Genomic DNA, 19,911 nt, shown 5'->3' with positions numbered 1-19,911 from the left:
GCTGCTCAATTTCTTCGCCCGAACCGCGCTCACCTTATAGGTTTTTCACCAAATTGTCGAATTTCTCAAAGATTGGCTCGTTGCCAGCAACAATGGTGCCACTGTCCAGTATTGTTTCACCCTCGACCGGCGCAACCATGCCGCCAGCCTCTTTGACGATCAGCAATCCGGCGGCGATATCCCAGGCATTCAGGCTGCGCTCCCAGTAGCCATCATAGCGACCTGCGGCGACATAGGCCAAATCCAGAGCCGCAGAGCCGAAACGACGCACACCTGCACAGGACGGCAGAATACGGGCTAGATCTTGCAGCGTTTCCGGCAGATCAGCGCGGCCACCGAAGGGCAAGCCCGTTGCAAAGATGCACTCGATCAGACGCGAACGGCCCGATACGCGCAGACGACTTTGGTTCAGCCATGCGCCCTCGCCTTTTTCGGCATAGAACATCTCGTCCTTGGCGGCGTCATAGATCACACCAGCGACGATCTCGCCCTTATGCTCCAGTGCGATGGAAATCGCCCAGTGCGGCAGGCCGTGCAGGAAGTTGGTGGTGCCATCCAGCGGATCGACAATCCAGCGACGGGTCGGGTCTTTGCCCTCGGCCGCGCCGCCTTCTTCAGCCAGCCAGCCATAGTTGGGGCGGGCTTCCATCAGCTCTTCACGGATAATCTGTTCCGCAGCGATGTCTGCCTTCGACACGAAGTCACCAGCACCCTTCATCGAGACCTGCAGATTCTCGACCTCGCGAAAGTCCTTCACAAGGCTGCGGCCAGCCTTGCGGGCTGCCTTGATCATCACGTTCAGATTTGCACTGCCTTGCATGGAAAGGACTCCTGATGTTTCAAACGGCGCGTATACGCCCGTACGCCTTGTTTGCCAAGCCTGAAAGGACGTCAACCGCGCTGAAGTTTCACCGGTTCTGAGCGGCACAGCCGGATCATATGCGCCATGAAGGGCACCATCGTATCTTCGTCGCGTGTTGCGGCATACATCTGCTTGCGAATCCCGCCTTCCGTCAGGCGTTTTGTGACGAAATCCGGGTTGCGTTTTGCATCGGTCAGAACCCAGTCCGGCAACACGGCAACCCCACGCCCCGCAGCGACCAGCATCAGGATGACCTCGGTCATTTCGACCTGCCTGATTCCGCGCGGCTCGACCCGTTCGGGCGTCAAAAGCCCGGTGAATACATCAATTTTCGACCGCTCTACCGGATAGGTCAGCAAAAACTCCTGCTCGAAATCCTCGGCGACGACGAAATCCTCGTCCGCCAGACGATGCCCAGCTGCCGCGACAAACCGCGGCTCATACGCAAAGAGCGGCGAGAAGGTGATGCCCGCCATATCCACCGGATCGGACGAAATGACGAAATCCACTTCCTCGCGCCGCAGGGCTTCGATGGCGTCAAAGGCAAGGCGTTGGCGGATATCCAGATCCACGTCTGGCCACGCGTGTCGTAGCTTGTCGAGCACCGGAAACAGCCAATCGAAACAGGCGTGGCATTCAATGGCGATGTGCAACCGGCCCGAACGGCCAGACTTCAGCGCGCGAAATTCTTCTTCGAGACGGTCAATTTCCGGCAACACCTGTTCAGCCAGCCGCAAAAGCTTCATCCCCGCAGGGCTCAGACGCATGGGCTTGGTCCGCCGGTGAAACAGCTCCATCCCGACCTGTTCTTCCAGCCCTTTGATCTGGTGGCTTAGCGCGGATTGCGTGATGTGCAGAATGTCCGCCGCCCGCGCCAGTGACCCCGCATGGTGGATGGCGCGCACGGTGCGCAGATGGCGGAACTCGATGTACATGCACGAACCTCATGTTCTTTGTGAGAATTATGAATTTGTCTCACAAGCGATCATGAGGCACAAGAGGGCAACTTCGCAAAACAGCCGCCGAGGACGCCATGACCACGCCCAATATCTCGTTCGAGTTCTTCCCCCCGCAATCGCTGGACGCTTCGTTCCGCCTGTGGGAAACCGTGCGCCAACTGGCCCCTCTGGACCCCAATTTTGTCTCAGTCACTTATGGCGCTGGCGGAACCACGCGTGAACTGACCCATGATGCGGTTGGCACGATCCACAAGCATTACGGCCTGAACGTCGCGGCGCACCTGACCTGTGTCGAGGCCTCGCGCGAAGAAACATTAGCGATTGCGAAAAGCTATGCGGACGTTGGCGTGAAAGAAATCGTGGCCCTGCGTGGGGACGCCCCGAAAGGCGCTGATCGCTTCACCGCCCGCGAAGACGGCTTTGCCAACTCGGTTGAACTGATCGAAGCGTTGGCAAACACCGGTGACTTCCACATCCGCGTGGGCGCTTATCCTGACCCCCACCCCGAAGCCGCTGATTTGGACGCTGACGTCGCATGGTTGAAGCGCAAGGTAGATGCGGGCGCAGGTTCGGCCATCACGCAGTTCTTCTTCGAGGCGGACACCTTCTTCCGTTTCCGCGACAAATGCGAAAAGGCCGGGATCGACGTGCCGATCATTCCGGGCATCCTGCCCATCGAAAACTGGAAAGGCGTCCGCAAGTTCGCCGAGCGTTGCGGCACCGCAATTCCCAACTGGCTGGACGATGCCTTTCACAAGGCAGAGCGTGACGACCGCACCGACCTTCTGGCGACCGCGCTTTGCACCGAGCTGTGCTCGGACCTGATCGACGGCGGTGTTGAAGACCTGCACTTCTACACGCTGAACAAACCCAGCCTGACCCGCGATGTGGCCCACGCCTTGGGCGTCACGCCACAAGTCAATCTGGCGAAAGTTGCCTGATCAAGGCCACGCCACGACGTCACAAACCTTGTGACCCTGCGTAAGTCTTGCATGAACACACTCACCACCTAGCCTTTCCGGACACTGCTTCGGAAAGGCCTTTTTCATGCTGCAAGCAACCTCGTTCGATCAACTGCCAACGCTTGACGTCACCGCCTCGATGTCGGGGCTGGAGTTTATGCAAGGCGTCCTGAATGGCACCGTGCCCGGACCGCCCATTGGAGTGACGCTGAACTACCACCTACATGCGGTCGAAGATGGAAAGGTCACCTTCCACGGCACCCCCGAATTCGAGCACTGTAACCCGATGGGCACCGTGCATGGCGGCTGGTACGGCACGCTTCTGGACAGCGCGATGGCCTGCGCGGTGATGACCCGTGTCCCGAAGGGGGCGGTCTACACCACATTGGAATACAAGGTGAATATCCTTCGCCCCATCCCGCGCGGCATGATGATCGAGGCGACAGGTCTGGCCCAACACACCGGGCGTTCGACGGGGATCGCTAACGGCGAGATCCGTGGCGTCGAGGATGGCAAGCTTTATGCCACCGGCTCGACCACCTGTATCATCATGAAGGTTGCTTAAAGCGCCAGCGACTGCACCGTCACGGTTTCAATCGCACCATAGCCGTTGAACCGCGTGACGGTCGCAAAGCTGTAGGCGCCCATGCCTGCAATCAGAAGATAGTCCTCTTCCGCCAGATCCTCGGGAAGCGCCAGCGGGTCCGGCAATTGGTCGATAGAATCGCAGGTCGGCCCAAACACAACACGTTTTTCGAGCGCACCTTGGTGGGCCTCCCCATCGGCGCGGACGGTTTTCAGACGGTCCGGCACACCAATGGACGGCGCTTCCGACAATGCGCCATAGATCCCGTCATTTAGATAGACGGCGCCATCTTCGCGGATGGCTTTCACGCAGGTCGCAAGGCTGAAGGCCTCGGCCACCATGGCGCGGCCCGGTTCGCAGACCAATTCAGGCGCATCCTCACCAAACTCGACCACGACGGCCGCATGGATGGCATGGAAGATCGCTTCAAGGTCCGGCGCGACACCGCGGTTCGCGGCAAATCCGCCACCCACATTCAGGCGATGCAGGTGGATGCCCGCACGTTTCGCCACGTCTGCGCATTGCGAGACATAGGCGACCCACGCCGACGGATCGGCGCATTGCGTGCCCGGGTGGAAGGTCATCGACGGCGTAAAGCCCGCCGCCTGCGCATGCTGAAGCAGCGCGACCGCCTGATCGGGATCCGCGCCGAACTTTGCCCCGAAATTATAGGCGGCGCCGTCAACCGGAAGCGCCAAACGGACAGAGATTTCAACGCCCTGCGGCGGCACCTGTGCGATCAGCTTGTCCAACTCGCGCGCACTGTCCACGGAATAGGATTGCACGTTCAACGCCACGGCCTGTGCGATTTCAGACCGGGAGCGGACCGGGTTGTTATAGTGCATTTCAACATCGCGAGAGACAGCACGCAGCGCCAACATCTCGGCCGGGCTGGCCACGTCGAAGGCCTGTAGGCCGGCGGTCACGAGGTTCTCCAACACCATCGGCGCATCGTTGGCTTTGACCGCGTAGGTCACCAACCCATCAAACCCCGCAATAAAGCGGCGCGCGGTGGATTGCAGCACGGCGGGTGCGAAATACATGACCGGCTGCATCGGGCGCTCGGTCTTGAGGTGGGACAAGGGGGTCAGCCAAATCGAGGGTTGTCTGCTCATGGTCTTATTTCCGGGATCCTGTTGACGCTAACTTTAGAATCTCAATCCGTGCCGTCGATTTCCAGTGGCACTCCGGACGAAATGCCGGTTAAATGTCGTCAGAATGATAGAAAGACCTGACACATGGACGACACAGACCGCGAACTTCTGGCGCAGCTTGAAAGCAACGCCCGCCTGCCGGTGGCAACCTTGGCACGGCGGCTGGGGCTGGCGCGCTCGACCGTGCAGGCACGGATTGAACGCCTTGAAGAGAAAGGCATTATCGCGGGCTATGCGCTTCGACTGGGGGACGCGGCACGCGGGGACCGTATCCGCGCAACCGTGTTGATTTCGATCGAACCACGCTCGACCCCTGCCGTTTTGGCGCGTTTGAAAACCCTGACGCAGGTCGAAGCCGCCCACACGGCCTCGGGCCGCTGGGATATGGTGCTGCAACTGGCGGCACCCTCCACCGCGTTGCTGGACGAGGTCTTGGACGCGATTGGCGAAATCGACGGGGTGAAAGGCTCGGAAAGTCTGATCCACCTCTCGACGCGGATCGACCGGCTGGGCTAAGATTGTCGCGATATAGTTTAATCCATTTTAGGGACAAAGATCGTGCAGTCTAACGACGTTCACACCATTGAAACGGCTCCGATCACGGGGCAAAAACCGGGGACATCAGGGCTGCGCAAGAAGGTCGCTGTGTTTTCCGAACCCGGCTATCTGGAAACCTACGCGCAAGCGATCTTCAACGCGATTACGCCTGCCGGAAAGACGTTTGTTTTGGGCGGCGACGGGCGCTTTTTCAACAGCGACGCCATCGCCACGATCCTGCGCATGGCCGCCGCGAATGGCGTGGCGAAAATCATCGTTGGGCAGAACGGCATTCTATCGACCCCTGCGGTCAGCCACCTAATCCGGAAGCGGGGTGCCGATGGCGGGTTTATCCTATCGGCCAGCCATAATCCGGGTGGACCGAACGGCGATTTTGGTCTGAAATACAACACCGAAAATGGCGGGCCAGCGCCGGAAGCCACTACGAACAAGATCGTGGCTTGTGCTGAAGAAATCTCAAGCTACCGGATCACCGGAGACCTGCCCGATGCGCTGGAAGTCCTAAGTAATATAGGCACTTACGCCCTCGGCGACATGGAGGTCGAGATCGTCGATCCCGTCGTCGACTACGCAGCGCTGATGGAAGAACTGTTCGATTTCAACGCCATCCGCAAGATGATCGACGGGGGCTTCACCCTGCGCTTTGACGCGATGCACGCGGTCACCGGGCCGTATGCAACCGAAATTCTGGAACATCGCCTTGGGGCCGCGCCCGGCTCGGTCGTGAATGCCGTCCCGCTGGAAGATTTCGGCGGCGGGCATCCCGACCCCAACCCCGTGTGGGCGAAAGAGCTGTTTGACCACATGCACGGGCCGGACGCGCCTGATTTTGGGGCAGCCTCGGACGGGGATGGCGACCGGAACATGATTGTGGGGCGTGGCATCTATGTGGCCCCGTCCGACAGTCTGGCGGTACTGGCAGCCAATGCGCATCTTGCCCCCGGTTACGCGCGGGGGATTGCGGGGGTGGCGCGCTCGATGCCCACCTCGGCGGCGTCGGACCGGGTGGCAGAGAAACTGGGGATCGAGGCCTTCCAGACCCCCACCGGCTGGAAGTTTTTCGGCAACCTCCTTGATGCGGGCCGCGCCACGCTTTGCGGCGAAGAAAGCGCAGGTACTGGATCGGACCATGTCCGCGAAAAGGATGGGCTGTGGGCCGTGCTCTTGTGGCTGAACATCCTAGCGGTACGCGATGAAAGCGTGGCCGATATCCTGCTGGATCACTGGCAGACCTATGGTCGGGACTACTATTCCCGCCATGACTACGAGGGGCTGGACACCGACGCCGCGAATGCCGTCATGGCCGACCTGAAGACGCGACTGCCCACCCTGCCCGGCCAGACCGCAGCGAGCCTGACCGTAAGTGCCGCCGAGGATTTCGCCTATACCGATCCAATCGACGGCTCTGTCGCCACCGGGCAAGGCCTCATCCTGACCTATGAAGGCGGCGCGCGCGCCATGCTGCGCCTGTCAGGTACCGGTACCGAGGGCGCGACGTTGCGGGTTTATCTGGAGCAATACGCCCCGCCAGATGGCGACCTGACCCGCGATACGCAAGAAGCGTTGTCAGACGTTATTGCCGCCACCACGCAGGTCGCCAAAATCGAAAAGATGCTAGGCCGCGCTGCGCCCGATGTTATCAGCTGATCAAAGGCACGGATGTTCCGCCTGAAAAGCAAAACGCCCGGCGCTTGTCCGGGCGTTTGTCAATTCTTGGAGTGGGTTAGCCCGTCACTTCCGTGCAGGTCCCGCGTCCCCAGCCCGACTTGGCACCCGACGCCGAGAAGTCATAGTGACCATCTTTCAGGTTCACATTGTAGTGCAGCGTATAGCTGTAGTCGTCGCTGAACATCAGATAGGTCACCGAATCCAGACCGGGATACACACTGGCCGTCTTCTTTTCGCCGCCCATCATCAGATATCCATCCTTGCCACCGTCAATCGCCACCAAGGTCACGGCCATTTCGGGTAGATTTCCGTTCGGAACCTCGCAATTGAAAGTCTGTTCCTGTGCCAGAGCCATAGTGGGGGTGAACGCCAAAAGAAGGAGTGCTTTTTTCATGTGTGTATTCGCCTGTTGATCCGGTTTTCCGTCAGACAGCATAGATTGATCCGTCGCGTAGCCCGAACTGCTACGGGTTGAATATGGCATCAATTTGTCAAAACCCCTTCCAACTCTTTCATTCGTTAACCATTTCTCGGCACCCCCCCGAATTGCCCATCAGTCCGGACAAATTCACCAATCCCCGGACCTGCAAGCGCAGGCGGGGTTTCCCTTTGCCGCCCACTTGGGTAAACGGTCTTTGATTTATGAGATTTGGGACGACCACCATGGCCATGGACAAGACCTTCGACGCAGCCTCTGCCGAAGCACGCATCTATCAGACCTGGGAAGAGGCCGGCGCCTTCAAAGCCGGCGCAAACGCCAAACCCGGCGCTGACAGCTTCACCATCATGATCCCGCCGCCCAACGTGACGGGCGCGCTGCACCTTGGCCACGCGTTCAACAACACGCTGCAGGACATCCTGATCCGCTGGCACCGCATGCGGGGCTTCGACACGCTGTGGCAGCCTGGTCAGGACCATGCAGGTATCGCCACCCAGCTTCAGGTCGAAAAGATGCTGGCCGAAACGCAGCAGCCCGGTCGCCGTGATCTGGGCCGCGAGAAGTTTCTTGAGAAGGTCTGGGAATGGAAGGGCGAATACGGCTCGACCATCATCGAACAGCTGAAGCGTCTGGGCTCGACCTGCGACTGGTCGCGCAACGCGTTTACCATGGCCGGTGCGCCCGGTGATCCGCGTACGGGGCACGAGAACTCGGCCAACTTCCACGATGCCGTTCTGAAGGTCTTCGTCGACATGTACGACAAGGGCCTGATCTATCGCGGCAAGCGTCTGGTCAACTGGGACCCGCATTTCGAGACCGCGATCTCGGATCTTGAGGTCGAGAACATCGAGACCCCCGGCCATATGTGGCACTTCAAATACCCGCTGGCCGGTGGCGCGACCTACACCTATGTCGAGAAGGACGAAGACGGAAACATCACGCTTGAAGAAGAGCGCGACTATATCTCGATCGCCACAACCCGCCCGGAAACCATGCTGGGCGATGGCGCGGTTGCTGTGCACCCCGATGACGAACGCTATGCGCCCATCGTGGGCAAGCTGTGTGAAATCCCCGTGGGCCCGAAAGAGCATCGCCGCCTGATCCCGATCATCACCGATGAATACCCTGATATGAACTTCGGGTCGGGTGCGGTGAAAATCACCGGCGCGCATGACTTCAACGACTATCAGGTCGCCAAGCGCGGCGGCATCCCGATGTATTCGCTGATGGACACACGCGGCGCGATGCGGGCCGATGGCCTGCCCTATGCCGACGAAGCCGCAACCGCCCAGCGCATTGCAAATGGCGAAGAAGGCTTCGACGAGGCGAAGATCGCCGCGATGAACCTTGTCCCGGATGAATTCCGCGGATTGGATCGCTTCGAGGCTCGTAAGCTGGTGGTTGACCAGATCACCGCCGAAGGTCTGGCCGTGATGATCACCAAAACCGTCGAGGTCGACGGCGAAGAGGTCACCGGCACCGTTCCTTACGTGGAAAACAAGCCGATCATGCAGCCCTTCGGTGACCGCTCGAAAGTCGTGATCGAGCCGATGCTGACCGACCAGTGGTTCGTGGACGCCGAAAAGATCGCCGGTCCTGCGTTGGATGCTGTCCGCAATGGTGACGTGAAAATTCTGCCCGAAAGCGGCGAGAAAACCTTCTATCACTGGCTGGAAAACATCGAGCCGTGGTGTATCTCGCGTCAGCTGTGGTGGGGCCATCAGGTTCCCGTGTGGTACGGCCTTGATCTGTCTGGCAAAGGCTTCAAGGACGACGAGAACGATAACGAACTTGATCTGGTCGAAATGGGCCGCCTGCTTCTGGACCAAGACCTGCTGCCGGGTCACGAGCACAGCCATTGCGCCCATGACTTCGACGCGGTTGCTCCGCAGTTCGATGAAGTTCTGGTCACGCTACCCACGCCGCTTAACCACGCCCGCGTGGTCGAAGTGGCCACCCGCACTGAGGCCATTCACATGCTGGCCGAAAGCCTTGCCGCCTATGAGACCACGCAGGATCCAACCAAGCTGGTTTACCCGGTCTGGCGTGACCCCGACGTGTTGGACACATGGTTCTCGTCGGGCCTGTGGCCCTTCGGCACGCTGGGCTGGCCGCAGGACACCGATGAACTCGAACGCTTCTTCCCCGGCGACGTGCTGATCACCGGGCAGGACATTCTGTTCTTCTGGGTCGCGCGCATGATGATGATGTCGCAGGCCGTCTGCCACAAAAACCCGTTCCATACGGTCTATCTGCACGGGTTGGTCCGTGACGAGAAGGGCAAGAAAATGTCCAAGACCACGGGCAATGTGATCGACCCGCTGGAAATCATTGACGAATACGGCGCGGACGCTTTGCGGTTCACCAATACCGCCATGGCCTCGATCGGGGGCGTGTTGAAAATGTCCAAGGATCGCGTGGCGGGATACCGGAATTTCGGCACCAAACTTTGGAATGCTGCAAGATTTGCTGAAATGAACGACTGTAAACCGGTCGCGAATTTCGATCCGAAAAGCCCGACGCAGACCGTGAACCGCTGGATCATCTCGGAAACCGCGAAAATCCGCGAAGACGTGGATGCCGCGCTGACTGCGTACCGTTTCAACGACGCCGCGCACGGGCTCTATGCCTATGTCTGGGGCAAGGTCTGCGACTGGTATGTCGAGTTCTCGAAACCGCTTCTGAACTCGGAAGACGAGGCCGTGTTGGCCGAGACCCGCGCGACCATGGCCTGGGTCATCGACCAGTGCCTGATCATGCTGCACCCGATCATGCCGTTCGTGACAGAAGAGCTGTGGGGCCAGATTGCAGAGCGTCCCAAGATGCTGATCCACGCGGATTGGCCGGAATATGGCGCCGAACTGATGGATGAGGACGCCGCGCGCGAAATGAATTGGGTGATTTCGCTGATCGAAAACATCCGCTCCGCCCGTGCGCAGATGCACGTGCCCGCTGGCCTGAAAATCCCGGTGATCCAGCAAGAGTTGGACGCAGCTGGTCGCACTGCCTTGGACAACAACCAAGCGCTGGTGATGCGCATGGCGCGGGTCGACTCGATCACGGAAATGGCCGAACTGCCCAAGGGCTGCATCACCGTTGCCGTCGCGGGTGGCATCTTCGCCCTGCCGCTGGCCGAGATCATCGACGTGGACGAGGAAATCGCGCGGCTTGAGAAGACGCTGGGCAAGCTGGCCAAGGAATTGGGCGGGTTGCGCGGGCGTCTAAAGAATCCCAAGTTTGCGGAAAACGCCCCGGCCGAGGTTCTGGCCGAGACCAAGGCAAACCTTGCCGCCCGCGAAGAGGAAGAGGCGACGCTGAACGCCGCACTTGAGCGTCTGAAAGAAATCTAAAGGACAGGCCGGGGCGACCCGGCCTTTTCTTTTGGCGCGTCATTTCAACCTTGCCCGTCTGCCTGCGCCCTGCTCTAACAAAAGCATGACCAAGACCCATGCCCGCCTGACCCCGCTTGCCGACAGCCTTCCTGCAACCGTGCCCTTCGTCGGCCCCGAAACGCAGGAACGCGCCCGCGGGCGTGCGTTTGCAGCACGGCTGGGCGCGAACGAGAACACGTTTGGTCCGTCGCCCAACGCAATCTCCGCAATGCAGGCAACTGCAGGGGATGTCTGGATGTATGGCGACCCGGAAAACTACGACCTGCGTCATGCGCTGGCCGACCACCACAGCATCGCACCGGAAAGCATTCTGGTGGGCGAAGGGATCGACGGGATCCTTGGCTATCTGGTGCGACTACTCATTGGACCGGGCGACACGGTCGTGACGTCGCAAGGGGCCTATCCGACCTTCAACTACCACGTCGCGGGCTTTGGGGGCGTGCTGGAAACAGTTCCCTATAAGGACGATCACGAAGACCCCGTGGCGCTGATCGCCAAGGCGGCCGAGGTCGGGGCCAAGCTGGTTTACATCGCCAACCCGGACAACCCGATGGGAACCTGGCATGATGCCGAGACCATTCAGCGCATGATCGACGCGGTGCCCGAGGGCTGCCTACTGGTGCTGGACGAGGCCTATATCGAATTTGCTCCGGAAGGCACCGCGCCTGCGCTGAACACAGACGATCCGCGCGTGATCCGTATGCGCACATTCTCGAAAGCGTACGGGATGGCGGGCGCGCGGGTTGGCTATGCGATTGGACAGGCCGACCTGATCACCGCCTTCAACAAGATCCGCAACCATTTCGGCATGTGCCGGATGTCTCAGGCAGGCGCGTTGGCCGCTTTGAAAGATCAGGGGTATCTTTCGCAGGTGGTCGCGAATGTGGCCGAGGCCCGCGCCCGAATTGACCAGATCGCGCGCGCGGGCGGGCTAACCACCCTGCCCTCGGCGACCAACTTCGTGGCTGTGGATTGCGGACAAGACGCCGCATTCGCCAAGGCAGTGCTGGATCAGCTCATCGCGCTGGACGTCTTCGTCCGCATGCCCTTTGCCGCCCCGCAAAACCGCTGCATCCGCATTTCGGCAGGCCGGCCCGAGGAGTTGGACACCTTCGCCGCCGCCCTCCCCAAAGCGCTCGCATCCGCCAGAAAATAGCCCGACACTCCCACTTTCCTCTTGCCCGAAATACCTTGGGGGAGAGTGATCTTCCACAGGAAGATCCCTCGGGGGCAAAGCCCCATCAGGCTCACGCAGTGAGCCACCAAATACCATGTAGCACAAGGTGCGTTCCCGATAGGTTACACTTCGGCAATCACCTGCGCGGCAGCATCCAGCGCGCCCACACCATGCGGGATGCCCAGCGCGGTTAGGCCCGATTGAATGGCAGACAGCGCGCCCATCACCATCGGCGCGTTCACATGCCCCATATGGCCCAGACGGAAAAACCCGTCGCCTTTCGGGTCTTCGGGCGTGGACATACCAAGACCAATACCCAGTGTGACGCCCATGTTCTGCTCGGTCCAATTGCGCAGCGCGGTGCCAAGCGGCGCACCGACATGCAGCGAGGTCACTGCGGTCGAGCGATGCGCCGGGTCGGCCACGTTCATCTGCAGTGGGCCATCCGCCCCCCACGCGTCAAACGCCGCCCAGATCGCGCGGGCCAGATGTGTGTGACGCGCCCAGACAGCCTCCATCCCGCCTTCTTCGGCAATCATCGCGAGGGATTCCCGCAATCCATAGAGGTGATGTGTCGGGGCGGTGCCACCGAAATACTGATAGAAGAGTTCTGGATTAGCGCGCGGCTCCCAATCCCAATAGCGCGACACGCGGGGATTGGCAGCGCGGGCGGCGGCGGCTTTGTCGTTGAAGAAGACAAACCCCATACCCGGCGGCACCATCAGCCCCTTTTGCGAGGCCGCGATGGCGACATCCACGCCCCACTCGTCCATCTCGAACCGGTCACAGCCCATCGAGGCGATGCAATCCACCATCAACAGCGCTGGGTGGCCCGCCGCATCCATCGCCGCGCGCATTGCCGCCACGTCGTTCCGGATCGACGTCGACGTATCCACATGGGTCAGCAGAACCGCCTTTAGTTCGTGTGCAGTGTCCGCACGCAAAAGCGCCTCGACACGGGTGGGATCAACGGGCGTTTTCAGACCGAACTCCTCGATCACTGGATCGATGCCCAGCCCGCTCGCCATTTCGCTCCAGCCATGCCCGAACCGCCCGGTACACAGCGACAACACCTTGTCGCCGGGGGCCAATGTGTTCGATAGCGCCGCTTCCCACGCACCGTGGCCATTGGCGATATAGATCACCGCGTGATGCCGGGTGCGGGCGACCGATTTCAGCCCGTCAATCAGCCCCGGCATCATGTCCACGACCTCGCCCGCATAGATATTCGGGGCGGCGCGGTGCATGGCTTGCAGCACGCGATCCGGCATGACCGAGGGGCCGGGAATGGCCAGATAGGAACGACCGTGGGATAGGGACATGGGGGGCTCTTTCACTTCTCAGACCTCAAGCGGTAATGCGCCATCCCAATTGCGTCAACGCCGTAGTCAGGGCCACCTTCTTGTTTGTGGCGCGCGGACAAGTTACATCCCGTAGGTACCCTTTTGGGCGGAAACTCAGATCTGGACCGAAACCGCATGTTCAAGAGCTTGTATGCCAAGATCAAACGACGCGAACGTGCGTGGAAGAACGGGTTCGGGATGGACATCTCGACGCCCGAAGCACGGCGTGCAGCACGGCTGCGCAGCAACATCATCGACCATTCCTTTGTTCGGCGGGTTCTGCCCAATCGCTATCAGCTGTCGCCCGATGCGTGGCGGTCAAACCAGCCCGATCCGGTACATTTTCCGGCGCTGAAAGCGGCCGGGATCAAGACCGTGATCAACCTGCGAGGCGAAAGCAAATTCTCGCACTATCTATTCGAGGTCGAAGCCTGCCGCGACTATGGCATGACGCTGATCAACCACCAGATGACCGCCTACGCTGCGATGGAACGCGAGGTATATCTTGAGCTTCTGGACATCATGGAACGCGCCGAAAAGCCGTTTCTGATCCACTGCAAATCCGGCGCAGATCGCACTGGCATCGCGTCGGCGCTTTATCTGTTGGACCAGTGTGGCGCGACGGTTGACGACGCGCGCGCGCAGCTGTCCTTGAAATACGCCCACCAACGCTGGTCGAAAGCGGGTATTCTAACCGCGATGATCCATGCCTATGCCGATCACTACAAGAACGACCCGATCTCGATCCGGGATTGGCTGACACAGCATTATGACCCCGAGGCAATCACACAAGCCTTTCAGGCGAAACGGAAAAAGTAATGAGTTCTGAGACTGCCCGCACCGACCAGAAAGAGATGATCCGCTGGCTGTGGAAAGGCTATATGCGCGCCTACCGCCTGCCCTTGGTGCTGGCGATGCTGTTGATGCTGACCGAGGGGCTGGCGCTGGGTGGCCTGAGCTACATGATCAAGCCGATGTTCGATGTGGCGTTCTCGTCGGGCTCCACACAGGCCATCGTCGTCGTCGCCCTGATCGTCGCGGGCATCTTCGTCACGCGCGCGTTCGCCGCCTTCGGGCACCGCGTGTTGATGGTCCATGTGGGCCAGCGCGTGGCCGCCAAGCTGCAATCAGACATGGTGGCGCATATGCTGACGCTGGACAGCAGCTATTTCCGCGACAACTCGCCCGGGACATTGATGGAGCGCGTGCGCGGGGATGCACAGGCCATCGCCACGATCTGGGAGGTCGTACTGGCCGCCGTCGCCCGAGACGTCGTGTCTCTGTTGGCCCTTTTGGGTGTGGCCATGTCGATCGACTGGCTGTGGGTCGTGGTGGCCGTGGCGGCTGCGCCCGTCCTGACCTATCCGATGGGCATCCTGCAAAAACGCGTGCGCAAGACGACGACAGACAGCCGGGGGGCCGCCGCCCAGATCTCGACCCGGTTGGACGAGATCTTCCACGGCATCAACTCGATCAAACTGTCGGGCACCGAGAAGCACGAACAATCCCGCGTGGATCGCGAGATCGACGTGTTCGCCAAGACCCACCTGCAAAGCCAGGCTAACCAAGGGGCTATCGTGGCCCTGATCGACATCATCGCCGCGATCGGCTTCTTCGGCGTGCTGGTCTATGGCGGGTTGCAGATCAATGCGGGCGTGAAGACCGTGGGCGAGTTCATGAGCTTCTTCACCGCAATGGCGCTGGTCTTTGATCCGCTGCGCAATCTGGGCAAAGTGTCCGGCGGGTGGCAAGCAGCGATTGCCAGCATGATGCGGATCCGCGACGTCTTCGCCCAGCGTCCGTCGATCCTGTCCCCGGCCAAGCCTGCCGCCCTGCCCGCCAAGGCCGCACAGGCCGACATCGTTCTGGACAACGTGAATTTTGCCTATGGCGACACGCCCATTCTGCGTGGGGCGAGCTTCACCGCCGAAGCCGGCAAAACCACCGCTCTGGTGGGGGCCTCTGGTGCGGGAAAAAGCACCGTGTTTAACCTGCTGACGCGTTTGGCGGATGCCAAGACCGGCGTGGTCAAGATCGGCGGCGCGGACGTGACCGCCTTGCCTCTGGATCAACTGCGCGGGCTCTTCTCGGTGGTTAGCCAAGAGGCGCTGCTGTTTGACGAAACGCTGCGCGACAACATCCTGATGGGGCGCGAAGACGTAGACGACGCAATGATGAAACACGCGCTGGACACGGCGCATGTGGCGGACTTCCTGCCGCGTCTGGAGCATGGGCTGGACAGCCCCGCTGGGCCGCGTGGCTCGAACCTGTCGGGCGGACAGCGCCAGCGGGTTGCCATTGCCCGCGCGGTGTTGCGCGATGCTCCGGTGCTGCTCTTGGACGAGGCGACCTCGGCACTCGACACGAAATCCGAAAAGCTGGTGCAACAGGCGTTGGACACGCTGTCCAAGGGCCGCACGACGCTGGTCATCGCCCACCGCCTATCCACTGTTCGGGACGCCGACAAAATCGTTGTGATGGATCAGGGCCGCGTGGTGGATCAGGGCACACATGACGAGCTGCTCGCGCGCGGTGGCCTTTATGCGCAGCTCTATAATCTTCAGTTTCAGGATGGCGGTGGCGACGCGCCGGACAGCACATCCACGCACAAAGATAAGGTCTATCTGCCCAAAGAAGCCAAAGAACCGCCGCACTGGTCGTTCCGTGGCATTCTGTCGGGCAGCTTGTGGCGCAAGCGCAAGGACTGACCTTTGGACACACAGGAGAGCAACATGACAGACCGCACGGTGTTGAAGGTCTCGGGCAATGATCGCGAAAGCTTTTTGCAGGGGCTGGTGTCGAATGACGTGAAGGGGTTGAAAGACGGATTGGTCTATGCCGCGCTGCTGACCCCGCAGGGCAAGTATTTGGCGGATTTCCTGTTGGTCCCGACCGAAGACGCCATTCTGATCGACGTCGCCACCGATCTGGCGCGGTCGCTGGCGCAGCGCCTGACGATGTACAAGCTGCGCGCGGATGTCGCGATCGAGGCGACCGATATCGTGCCCACCCGCGGGCTGGGCGAGGTGCCCGAAGGCGCCTTTGCCGATCCGCGTCACGCGGAACTGGGATGGCGCGCCTATGACGGGCGTGATGGTGACACAGGCGTCGATTGGAACGCCATTCGCGTGGCCCATTGCATCCCGGAAACCGGGGTCGAGCTGACGGGCGACAGTTATCTGTTGGAGGCCGGGTTCGAACGCCTGAACGGCGTGGATTTCCGCAAGGGCTGCTATGTCGGTCAGGAAGTGACCGCGCGGATGAAGCACAAGACCGAGTTGAAGAAGGGGTTGGCCACCGTGTCGGTCGAAGGCGAAGCCCCTGTTGGCACAGCGATTACTCGGGATGGGAAGCCCGTTGGAACGCTATTCACCCAATCAAGTGGTCAGGCGATTGCCTATCTGCGGTTTGATCGGGCGGGACCGGGCATGCAGGCCGGGGACGCAGTGGTCAGCTGGGAGGGATAAGGGGCTCTGCCCCTCGCCTCTTCGAGGCTCACCCCGGGATATTTTCAGCAAGAAAATGAGAGAGGCGCTGCTTTACGCGTAGCGCCATTTGCCGTGGCCGATCCCGTCCAGCGTATAGGCGCCGACGCCATAGCGGATCAGGCGTAGGGTCGGATGCCCCACGGCCGCTGTCATGCGGCGGACTTGGCGGTTCTTGCCCTCGGTGATTTTCAGTTCGATCCAGCAATCAGGCACGGATTTGCGCACGCGGATGGGCGGGGTACGTTGCCAGAGACCGGCAGGTTCGTCGATGCGGCGCGCTTTGGCCGGACGGGTGCGCCCGTCTTTCAGGTCGACACCGTCGCGGAGTGTTTGAAGGGCGGCTTCGTCCGGGATGCCTTCCACCTGCACCCAGTATGTTTTCGCAAGTTTGTGCTTAGGATTTGCCAGCTTGGCTTGCAGCTTGCCGTCATCCGTCAGCACCAGCAGCCCTTCGCTGTCCCGATCCAGCCGCCCCGCCGCGTAGACGCCCGGCAAATCGATATAGTCCGACAAAGTTTGACGGTCGCTGCTTTCGTTGCCACGATCGGTGAACTGCGACAGCACGTTGAAGGGTTTGTTGAAGAGGATCGTGGTCATCTGGGCCTCAAACACAAAGGGCAGAGCCTGCGCCCTGCCCTTCTTGGGTTCCTACCTGGGCGCTTAGGCGCGCTCGGAATATTCCATGGTTTCGGTGTTGACCACGATGGCTTCACCCTGTGCCACGAAAGGCGGCACGGTGATGCGCACGCCATTGTCCAGAAGCGCGGGCTTGAAGCTGTTGGCGGCGGTCTGACCTTTGACGACCGGCTCGGTCTCTTCGATTATGCAGGTGACTTTCTGCGGCAGGGTCGCGTTCAGCGCCTCGGTCTCGTAGAACTCGACCACGATGGTCATGCCGTCTTGCAGGAAGGGGCGACGCTCGCCCAGCAGGTCGGCCGGGATCTGGTTCTGTTCATAGGTCTCGGTGTCCATGAAGATCAGCATACCGTCATCTTCATAAAGGAACTGCTGGTCTTTCTGCTCCAGACGCACGCGTTCGACTTTGTCTGCCGAGCGGAAGCGCTCGTTCAGCTTCGAGCCGTTGCGCAGGTTCTTCAGCTCGACCTGAGCAAAAGCACCGCCTTTACCGGGCTTTACGTGGTCGACCTTTACCGCAGCCCACAGGCCATCGTTATGCTCCAGCACGTTGCCGGGGCGAATTTCGTTTCCGTTGATCTTGGGCATATCCTGAAACCTTCACAAAAGGTTGAAATTTCTTGGCCCGATCCTATATCTTGCAGGCTTGTCTCTGGCAAGCACGAGCGAAACGGCCAAATGTAACAGCTATGCGACAGGCGCATGGCTGCCATGTGATCCAGGGGATACCGAATCACGCGGAAAAAGCCATATTGGCCGCTACGCCAGAAACCGCAAGAGCAAGAATAACAAAAGGACGACCATGCTGGACTCCGTAGACGGTACCGCTTTCAATAACGAACAAGGCAACCGCGCGCGCAAGCTTTTCGCTGCTGTCGTGCTGGCTGCGTTGGACGACGCCATTGCTGATGACAAGAAATACGGCAATGGCCCCGATCAGATCGCCCGCTGGGCGCGGTCGCGCGATGGGCGCGAAGTGTTGAGCTGTGCAGGCATCGACCCGAACGAGCGTGTCGTGAGCGGCCTGATGGACTTTGTGTCCAAAGGCATCCGCACCTCGGTCGCATTGAGCCGCGAAGAAAGCGAGCGTCGCAACGCCGCCACCGCGGAAGCTGCATAAGCGCGATCACAGAATACTCCATGGAAGGCGCGTCCCGTTTGGGGCGCGTTTTTCGTTTCAGCCCTTCCTGATGTCGGAACAGGGCTGGAGCGCGCTTTGAAAAGCGCCTAAGTCTTGGCCATGACCAAGGCGATTATGATCCAGGGCGCGGGCTCGAATGTTGGGAAATCCCTGCTAGTGGCAGGGATTGCACGGGCGGCTGTGAAGCGCGGGCTGAACGTGGCCCCGTTCAAGCCTCAAAACATGTCAAATAACGCGGCCGTCACCGTAGACGGAGGCGAGATCGGACGGGCGCAGGCGCTGCAAGCACGCGCCTGTGGGCTGGATCCGATTGTCGACATGAACCCGGTTCTGTTAAAGCCCGAGACGGACACAGGTGCGCAGGTCATCGTGCAGGGCAAGCGCTTTGCCACCATGAAAGCGCGCGACTACGGCAAGGCCAAGGCCGAGTTGATGCCGCGTGTACTCGAGAGTTTCCATCGTCTGGGCAAGGGCCGCGATCTGGTGCTGGTCGAAGGCGCGGGCAGCCCCGCTGAGGTGAACCTGCGCAAAGGCGACATCGCCAATATGGGCTTTGCCGAGGCCGCGGACCTACCCGTGGTTCTGGCGGGCGATATTGACCGCGGCGGCGTGATTGCGCAGTTGGTCGGCACCCATGCGGTGCTGCCCGACGAAGACCGCGCGCGGATCAAAGCCTTTCTGGTGAACAAGTTTCGCGGCGACCCGACGCTGTTCGCCGATGGCGCCGCTGAAATCGCCCGCCTGACCGGCTGGCACGATTTGGGTACCCTACCCTGGTTCGCCGACGCGTGGCGTTTGCCCGCCGAGGACGTGATGGACATCGCCACGCGCAAAGGCGGCGCGTTCAAAATCGCCGTGCCGCGCCTGAACCGCATTGCGAATTTTGACGATTTGGACCCCTTGGTGAATGAACCGGACGTGACCGTCGAGATCATCGAACCCGGACGCCCCCTGCCCGGCGATGCCGATCTGGTTCTGATCCCGGGATCGAAGTCCACCATCGCCGATCTGGCAGATTTCCGGGCGCAAGGCTGGGACATCGACCTGACCGCTCACATCCGGCGAGGCGGGCACGTTCTGGGCATTTGCGGCGGCTATCAGATGCTGGGGACCGAGATCATCGACGCGGACGGCATCGAAGGCCCCGCAGGTCGCGTGGCCGGGCTGGGGCATCTGGATGTGGTGACGCATCTGGAACCCCGCAAGACACTGGCACTAACGCAGGCAACACACCTGCCCTCAGGCCAATCGGTCGAGGGGTACGAGATCCATTTGGGCCGGACAGAGGGCCCGGGGTGCGATGCCGCATGGCTGTCGGTTGGGGACCGCCCTGAAGGCGCCAGCAGCGCGGATGGGCGCATTCAAGGCTGCTATCTGCATGGGCTTTTCGCTGCGGATGGATTCCGGCGCCAGTTCCTGAACGGGCTGGGCGCGCAGACCTCGGACGTCAGTTTTGACGCTCAGATCGAGATCAGCCTAGACGCGCTGGCCGATCATCTGGAAACACATCTGGATATTGATGCCTTGTTGGACTTGGCCCGCTAAG

18 protein-coding genes are annotated in these 19,911 nt (G+C 60.7%); 11 read left to right on the top strand and 7 right to left on the bottom strand.

Annotated elements, in window-relative coordinates:
• Positions 1-34 precede the first annotated feature (34 nt).
• Positions 35-820, bottom strand: coding sequence for an inositol monophosphatase family protein (locus EOL43_RS13415; protein WP_133489421.1), 786 nt, complete (start codon positions 818-820; stop codon positions 35-37).
• A 71-nt stretch (positions 821-891) separates the two neighbouring features.
• On the bottom strand, positions 892-1,797 hold the full coding sequence (locus EOL43_RS13410) for a LysR family transcriptional regulator (protein WP_133489420.1): 906 nt from the start codon (positions 1,795-1,797) through the stop codon (positions 892-894).
• Between the two features lie 98 nt (positions 1,798-1,895).
• On the opposite strand from EOL43_RS13410, the gene metF reads away from it, so the two are divergent.
• Positions 1,896-2,762 carry a methylenetetrahydrofolate reductase [NAD(P)H] gene (metF, locus tag EOL43_RS13405; RefSeq protein WP_133489419.1) on the top strand — a complete coding sequence of 289 codons (867 nt, stop codon included), beginning with the start codon at positions 1,896-1,898 and terminating at the stop codon, positions 2,760-2,762.
• A 106-nt stretch (positions 2,763-2,868) separates the two neighbouring features.
• Positions 2,869-3,348 (top strand): PaaI family thioesterase, encoded by a 480-nt coding sequence (locus EOL43_RS13400; RefSeq protein WP_133489418.1) that lies wholly within the window; start codon positions 2,869-2,871, stop codon positions 3,346-3,348.
• Here EOL43_RS13400 and EOL43_RS13395 read toward each other — a convergent pair.
• Positions 3,345-4,484: a type III PLP-dependent enzyme gene (locus EOL43_RS13395; RefSeq protein ID WP_133489417.1), complete on the bottom strand. Its 1,140-nt coding sequence runs from the start codon at positions 4,482-4,484 to the stop codon at positions 3,345-3,347. The genes EOL43_RS13400 and EOL43_RS13395 overlap by 4 nt on opposite strands.
• 123 nt (positions 4,485-4,607) lie before the next feature.
• On the opposite strand from EOL43_RS13395, the gene EOL43_RS13390 reads away from it, so the two are divergent.
• Both EOL43_RS13390 and EOL43_RS13385 read left to right on the top strand, forming a co-directional pair.
• Positions 4,608-5,039: an Lrp/AsnC family transcriptional regulator gene (locus EOL43_RS13390; protein ID WP_133489416.1), complete on the top strand. Its 432-nt coding sequence runs from the start codon at positions 4,608-4,610 to the stop codon at positions 5,037-5,039.
• A gap of 42 nt (positions 5,040-5,081) precedes the next feature.
• A complete protein-coding gene (locus EOL43_RS13385; protein WP_133489415.1) occupies positions 5,082-6,728 on the top strand; it encodes an alpha-D-glucose phosphate-specific phosphoglucomutase in 1,647 nt (548 codons plus the stop codon).
• A gap of 76 nt (positions 6,729-6,804) precedes the next feature.
• Here the strand turns inward: EOL43_RS13385 and EOL43_RS13380 are convergent, their stop codons facing one another.
• Positions 6,805-7,143 (bottom strand): hypothetical protein, encoded by a 339-nt coding sequence (locus EOL43_RS13380; protein ID WP_133489414.1) that lies wholly within the window; start codon positions 7,141-7,143, stop codon positions 6,805-6,807.
• A 269-nt stretch (positions 7,144-7,412) separates the two neighbouring features.
• Here EOL43_RS13380 and EOL43_RS13375 point away from each other — a divergent pair, with 269 nt between their 5' ends.
• Positions 7,413-10,538: a valine--tRNA ligase gene (locus tag EOL43_RS13375; RefSeq protein WP_133489472.1), complete on the top strand. Its 3,126-nt coding sequence runs from the start codon at positions 7,413-7,415 to the stop codon at positions 10,536-10,538.
• Between the two features lie 85 nt (positions 10,539-10,623).
• Positions 10,624-11,736: a pyridoxal phosphate-dependent aminotransferase gene (locus EOL43_RS13370; RefSeq protein ID WP_133489413.1), complete on the top strand. Its 1,113-nt coding sequence runs from the start codon at positions 10,624-10,626 to the stop codon at positions 11,734-11,736.
• A gap of 143 nt (positions 11,737-11,879) precedes the next feature.
• Here the strand turns inward: EOL43_RS13370 and EOL43_RS13365 are convergent, their stop codons facing one another.
• A complete protein-coding gene (locus EOL43_RS13365; RefSeq protein WP_133489412.1) occupies positions 11,880-13,079 on the bottom strand; it encodes a pyridoxal-phosphate-dependent aminotransferase family protein in 1,200 nt (399 codons plus the stop codon).
• Between the two features lie 156 nt (positions 13,080-13,235).
• Here EOL43_RS13365 and EOL43_RS13360 point away from each other — a divergent pair, with 156 nt between their 5' ends.
• The 3 genes from EOL43_RS13360 to ygfZ are packed head-to-tail and all read left to right on the top strand — an operon-like array spanning position 13,236 to position 16,567.
• Entirely contained in the window at positions 13,236-13,919 is a 684-nt protein-coding gene (locus EOL43_RS13360) for a protein tyrosine phosphatase family protein (RefSeq protein WP_133489411.1), read from the top strand.
• The gene (locus tag EOL43_RS13355; protein WP_240686556.1) at positions 13,919-15,808 is read left to right on the top strand and encodes an ABC transporter ATP-binding protein; all 1,890 of its coding nucleotides are present in this window, start codon (positions 13,919-13,921) and stop codon (positions 15,806-15,808) included. The genes EOL43_RS13360 and EOL43_RS13355 overlap by 1 nt, the downstream gene beginning before the upstream one ends.
• 24 nt (positions 15,809-15,832) lie before the next feature.
• On the top strand, positions 15,833-16,567 hold the full coding sequence (ygfZ, locus tag EOL43_RS13350; RefSeq protein WP_133489410.1) for a CAF17-like 4Fe-4S cluster assembly/insertion protein YgfZ: 735 nt from the start codon (positions 15,833-15,835) through the stop codon (positions 16,565-16,567).
• A 72-nt stretch (positions 16,568-16,639) separates the two neighbouring features.
• Here ygfZ and EOL43_RS13345 read toward each other — a convergent pair whose 3' ends face one another.
• Both EOL43_RS13345 and efp read right to left on the bottom strand, forming a co-directional pair.
• Entirely contained in the window at positions 16,640-17,185 is a 546-nt protein-coding gene (locus tag EOL43_RS13345; protein WP_133489409.1) for a pseudouridine synthase, read from the bottom strand.
• Between the two features lie 63 nt (positions 17,186-17,248).
• A complete protein-coding gene (efp, locus tag EOL43_RS13340; RefSeq protein WP_133489408.1) occupies positions 17,249-17,812 on the bottom strand; it encodes an elongation factor P in 564 nt (187 codons plus the stop codon).
• 214 nt (positions 17,813-18,026) lie between these two features.
• Here efp and EOL43_RS13335 point away from each other — a divergent pair, with 214 nt between their 5' ends.
• Together EOL43_RS13335 and EOL43_RS13330 are read left to right on the top strand one after the other, a co-directional pair.
• Positions 18,027-18,344, top strand: coding sequence for a DUF6280 family protein (locus EOL43_RS13335; protein WP_108856960.1), 318 nt, complete (start codon positions 18,027-18,029; stop codon positions 18,342-18,344).
• Positions 18,345-18,464: 120 nt separating this feature from the next.
• A complete protein-coding gene (locus EOL43_RS13330; protein ID WP_133489407.1) occupies positions 18,465-19,910 on the top strand; it encodes a cobyric acid synthase in 1,446 nt (481 codons plus the stop codon).
• Position 19,911 lies beyond the last annotated feature (1 nt).

Origin of the sequence: Aliiroseovarius marinus, assembly GCF_004360145.1 — a bacterium.
Taxonomy (GTDB): Bacteria; Pseudomonadota; Alphaproteobacteria; order Rhodobacterales; family Rhodobacteraceae; genus Aliiroseovarius; species Aliiroseovarius marinus.
This window is presented reverse-complemented; position numbering and strand designations above follow the sequence as displayed.

What these genes read in the sequence shown, in the direction of transcription:
- EOL43_RS13415 (WP_133489421.1), bottom strand. Translation starts at nt 820, where the DNA reads ATGCAAGGCAGTGCAAATCTGAACGTGATGATCAAGGCAGCCCGCAAG.
- EOL43_RS13410 (WP_133489420.1), bottom strand. Translation starts at nt 1,797, where the DNA reads ATGTACATCGAGTTCCGCCATCTGCGCACCGTGCGCGCCATCCACCAT.
- metF (WP_133489419.1), top strand. Translation starts at nt 1,896, where the DNA reads ATGACCACGCCCAATATCTCGTTCGAGTTCTTCCCCCCGCAATCGCTG.
- EOL43_RS13400 (WP_133489418.1), top strand. Translation starts at nt 2,869, where the DNA reads ATGCTGCAAGCAACCTCGTTCGATCAACTGCCAACGCTTGACGTCACC.
- EOL43_RS13395 (WP_133489417.1), bottom strand. Translation starts at nt 4,484, where the DNA reads ATGAGCAGACAACCCTCGATTTGGCTGACCCCCTTGTCCCACCTCAAG.
- EOL43_RS13390 (WP_133489416.1), top strand. Translation starts at nt 4,608, where the DNA reads ATGGACGACACAGACCGCGAACTTCTGGCGCAGCTTGAAAGCAACGCC.
- EOL43_RS13380 (WP_133489414.1), bottom strand. Translation starts at nt 7,143, where the DNA reads ATGAAAAAAGCACTCCTTCTTTTGGCGTTCACCCCCACTATGGCTCTG.
- EOL43_RS13375 (WP_133489472.1), top strand. Translation starts at nt 7,413, where the DNA reads ATGGCCATGGACAAGACCTTCGACGCAGCCTCTGCCGAAGCACGCATC.
- EOL43_RS13370 (WP_133489413.1), top strand. Translation starts at nt 10,624, where the DNA reads ATGACCAAGACCCATGCCCGCCTGACCCCGCTTGCCGACAGCCTTCCT.
- EOL43_RS13365 (WP_133489412.1), bottom strand. Translation starts at nt 13,079, where the DNA reads ATGTCCCTATCCCACGGTCGTTCCTATCTGGCCATTCCCGGCCCCTCG.
- EOL43_RS13360 (WP_133489411.1), top strand. Translation starts at nt 13,236, where the DNA reads ATGTTCAAGAGCTTGTATGCCAAGATCAAACGACGCGAACGTGCGTGG.
- EOL43_RS13355 (WP_240686556.1), top strand. Translation starts at nt 13,919, where the DNA reads ATGAGTTCTGAGACTGCCCGCACCGACCAGAAAGAGATGATCCGCTGG.
- ygfZ (WP_133489410.1), top strand. Translation starts at nt 15,833, where the DNA reads ATGACAGACCGCACGGTGTTGAAGGTCTCGGGCAATGATCGCGAAAGC.
- EOL43_RS13345 (WP_133489409.1), bottom strand. Translation starts at nt 17,185, where the DNA reads ATGACCACGATCCTCTTCAACAAACCCTTCAACGTGCTGTCGCAGTTC.
- efp (WP_133489408.1), bottom strand. Translation starts at nt 17,812, where the DNA reads ATGCCCAAGATCAACGGAAACGAAATTCGCCCCGGCAACGTGCTGGAG.
- EOL43_RS13335 (WP_108856960.1), top strand. Translation starts at nt 18,027, where the DNA reads ATGCTGGACTCCGTAGACGGTACCGCTTTCAATAACGAACAAGGCAAC.
- EOL43_RS13330 (WP_133489407.1), top strand. Translation starts at nt 18,465, where the DNA reads ATGACCAAGGCGATTATGATCCAGGGCGCGGGCTCGAATGTTGGGAAA.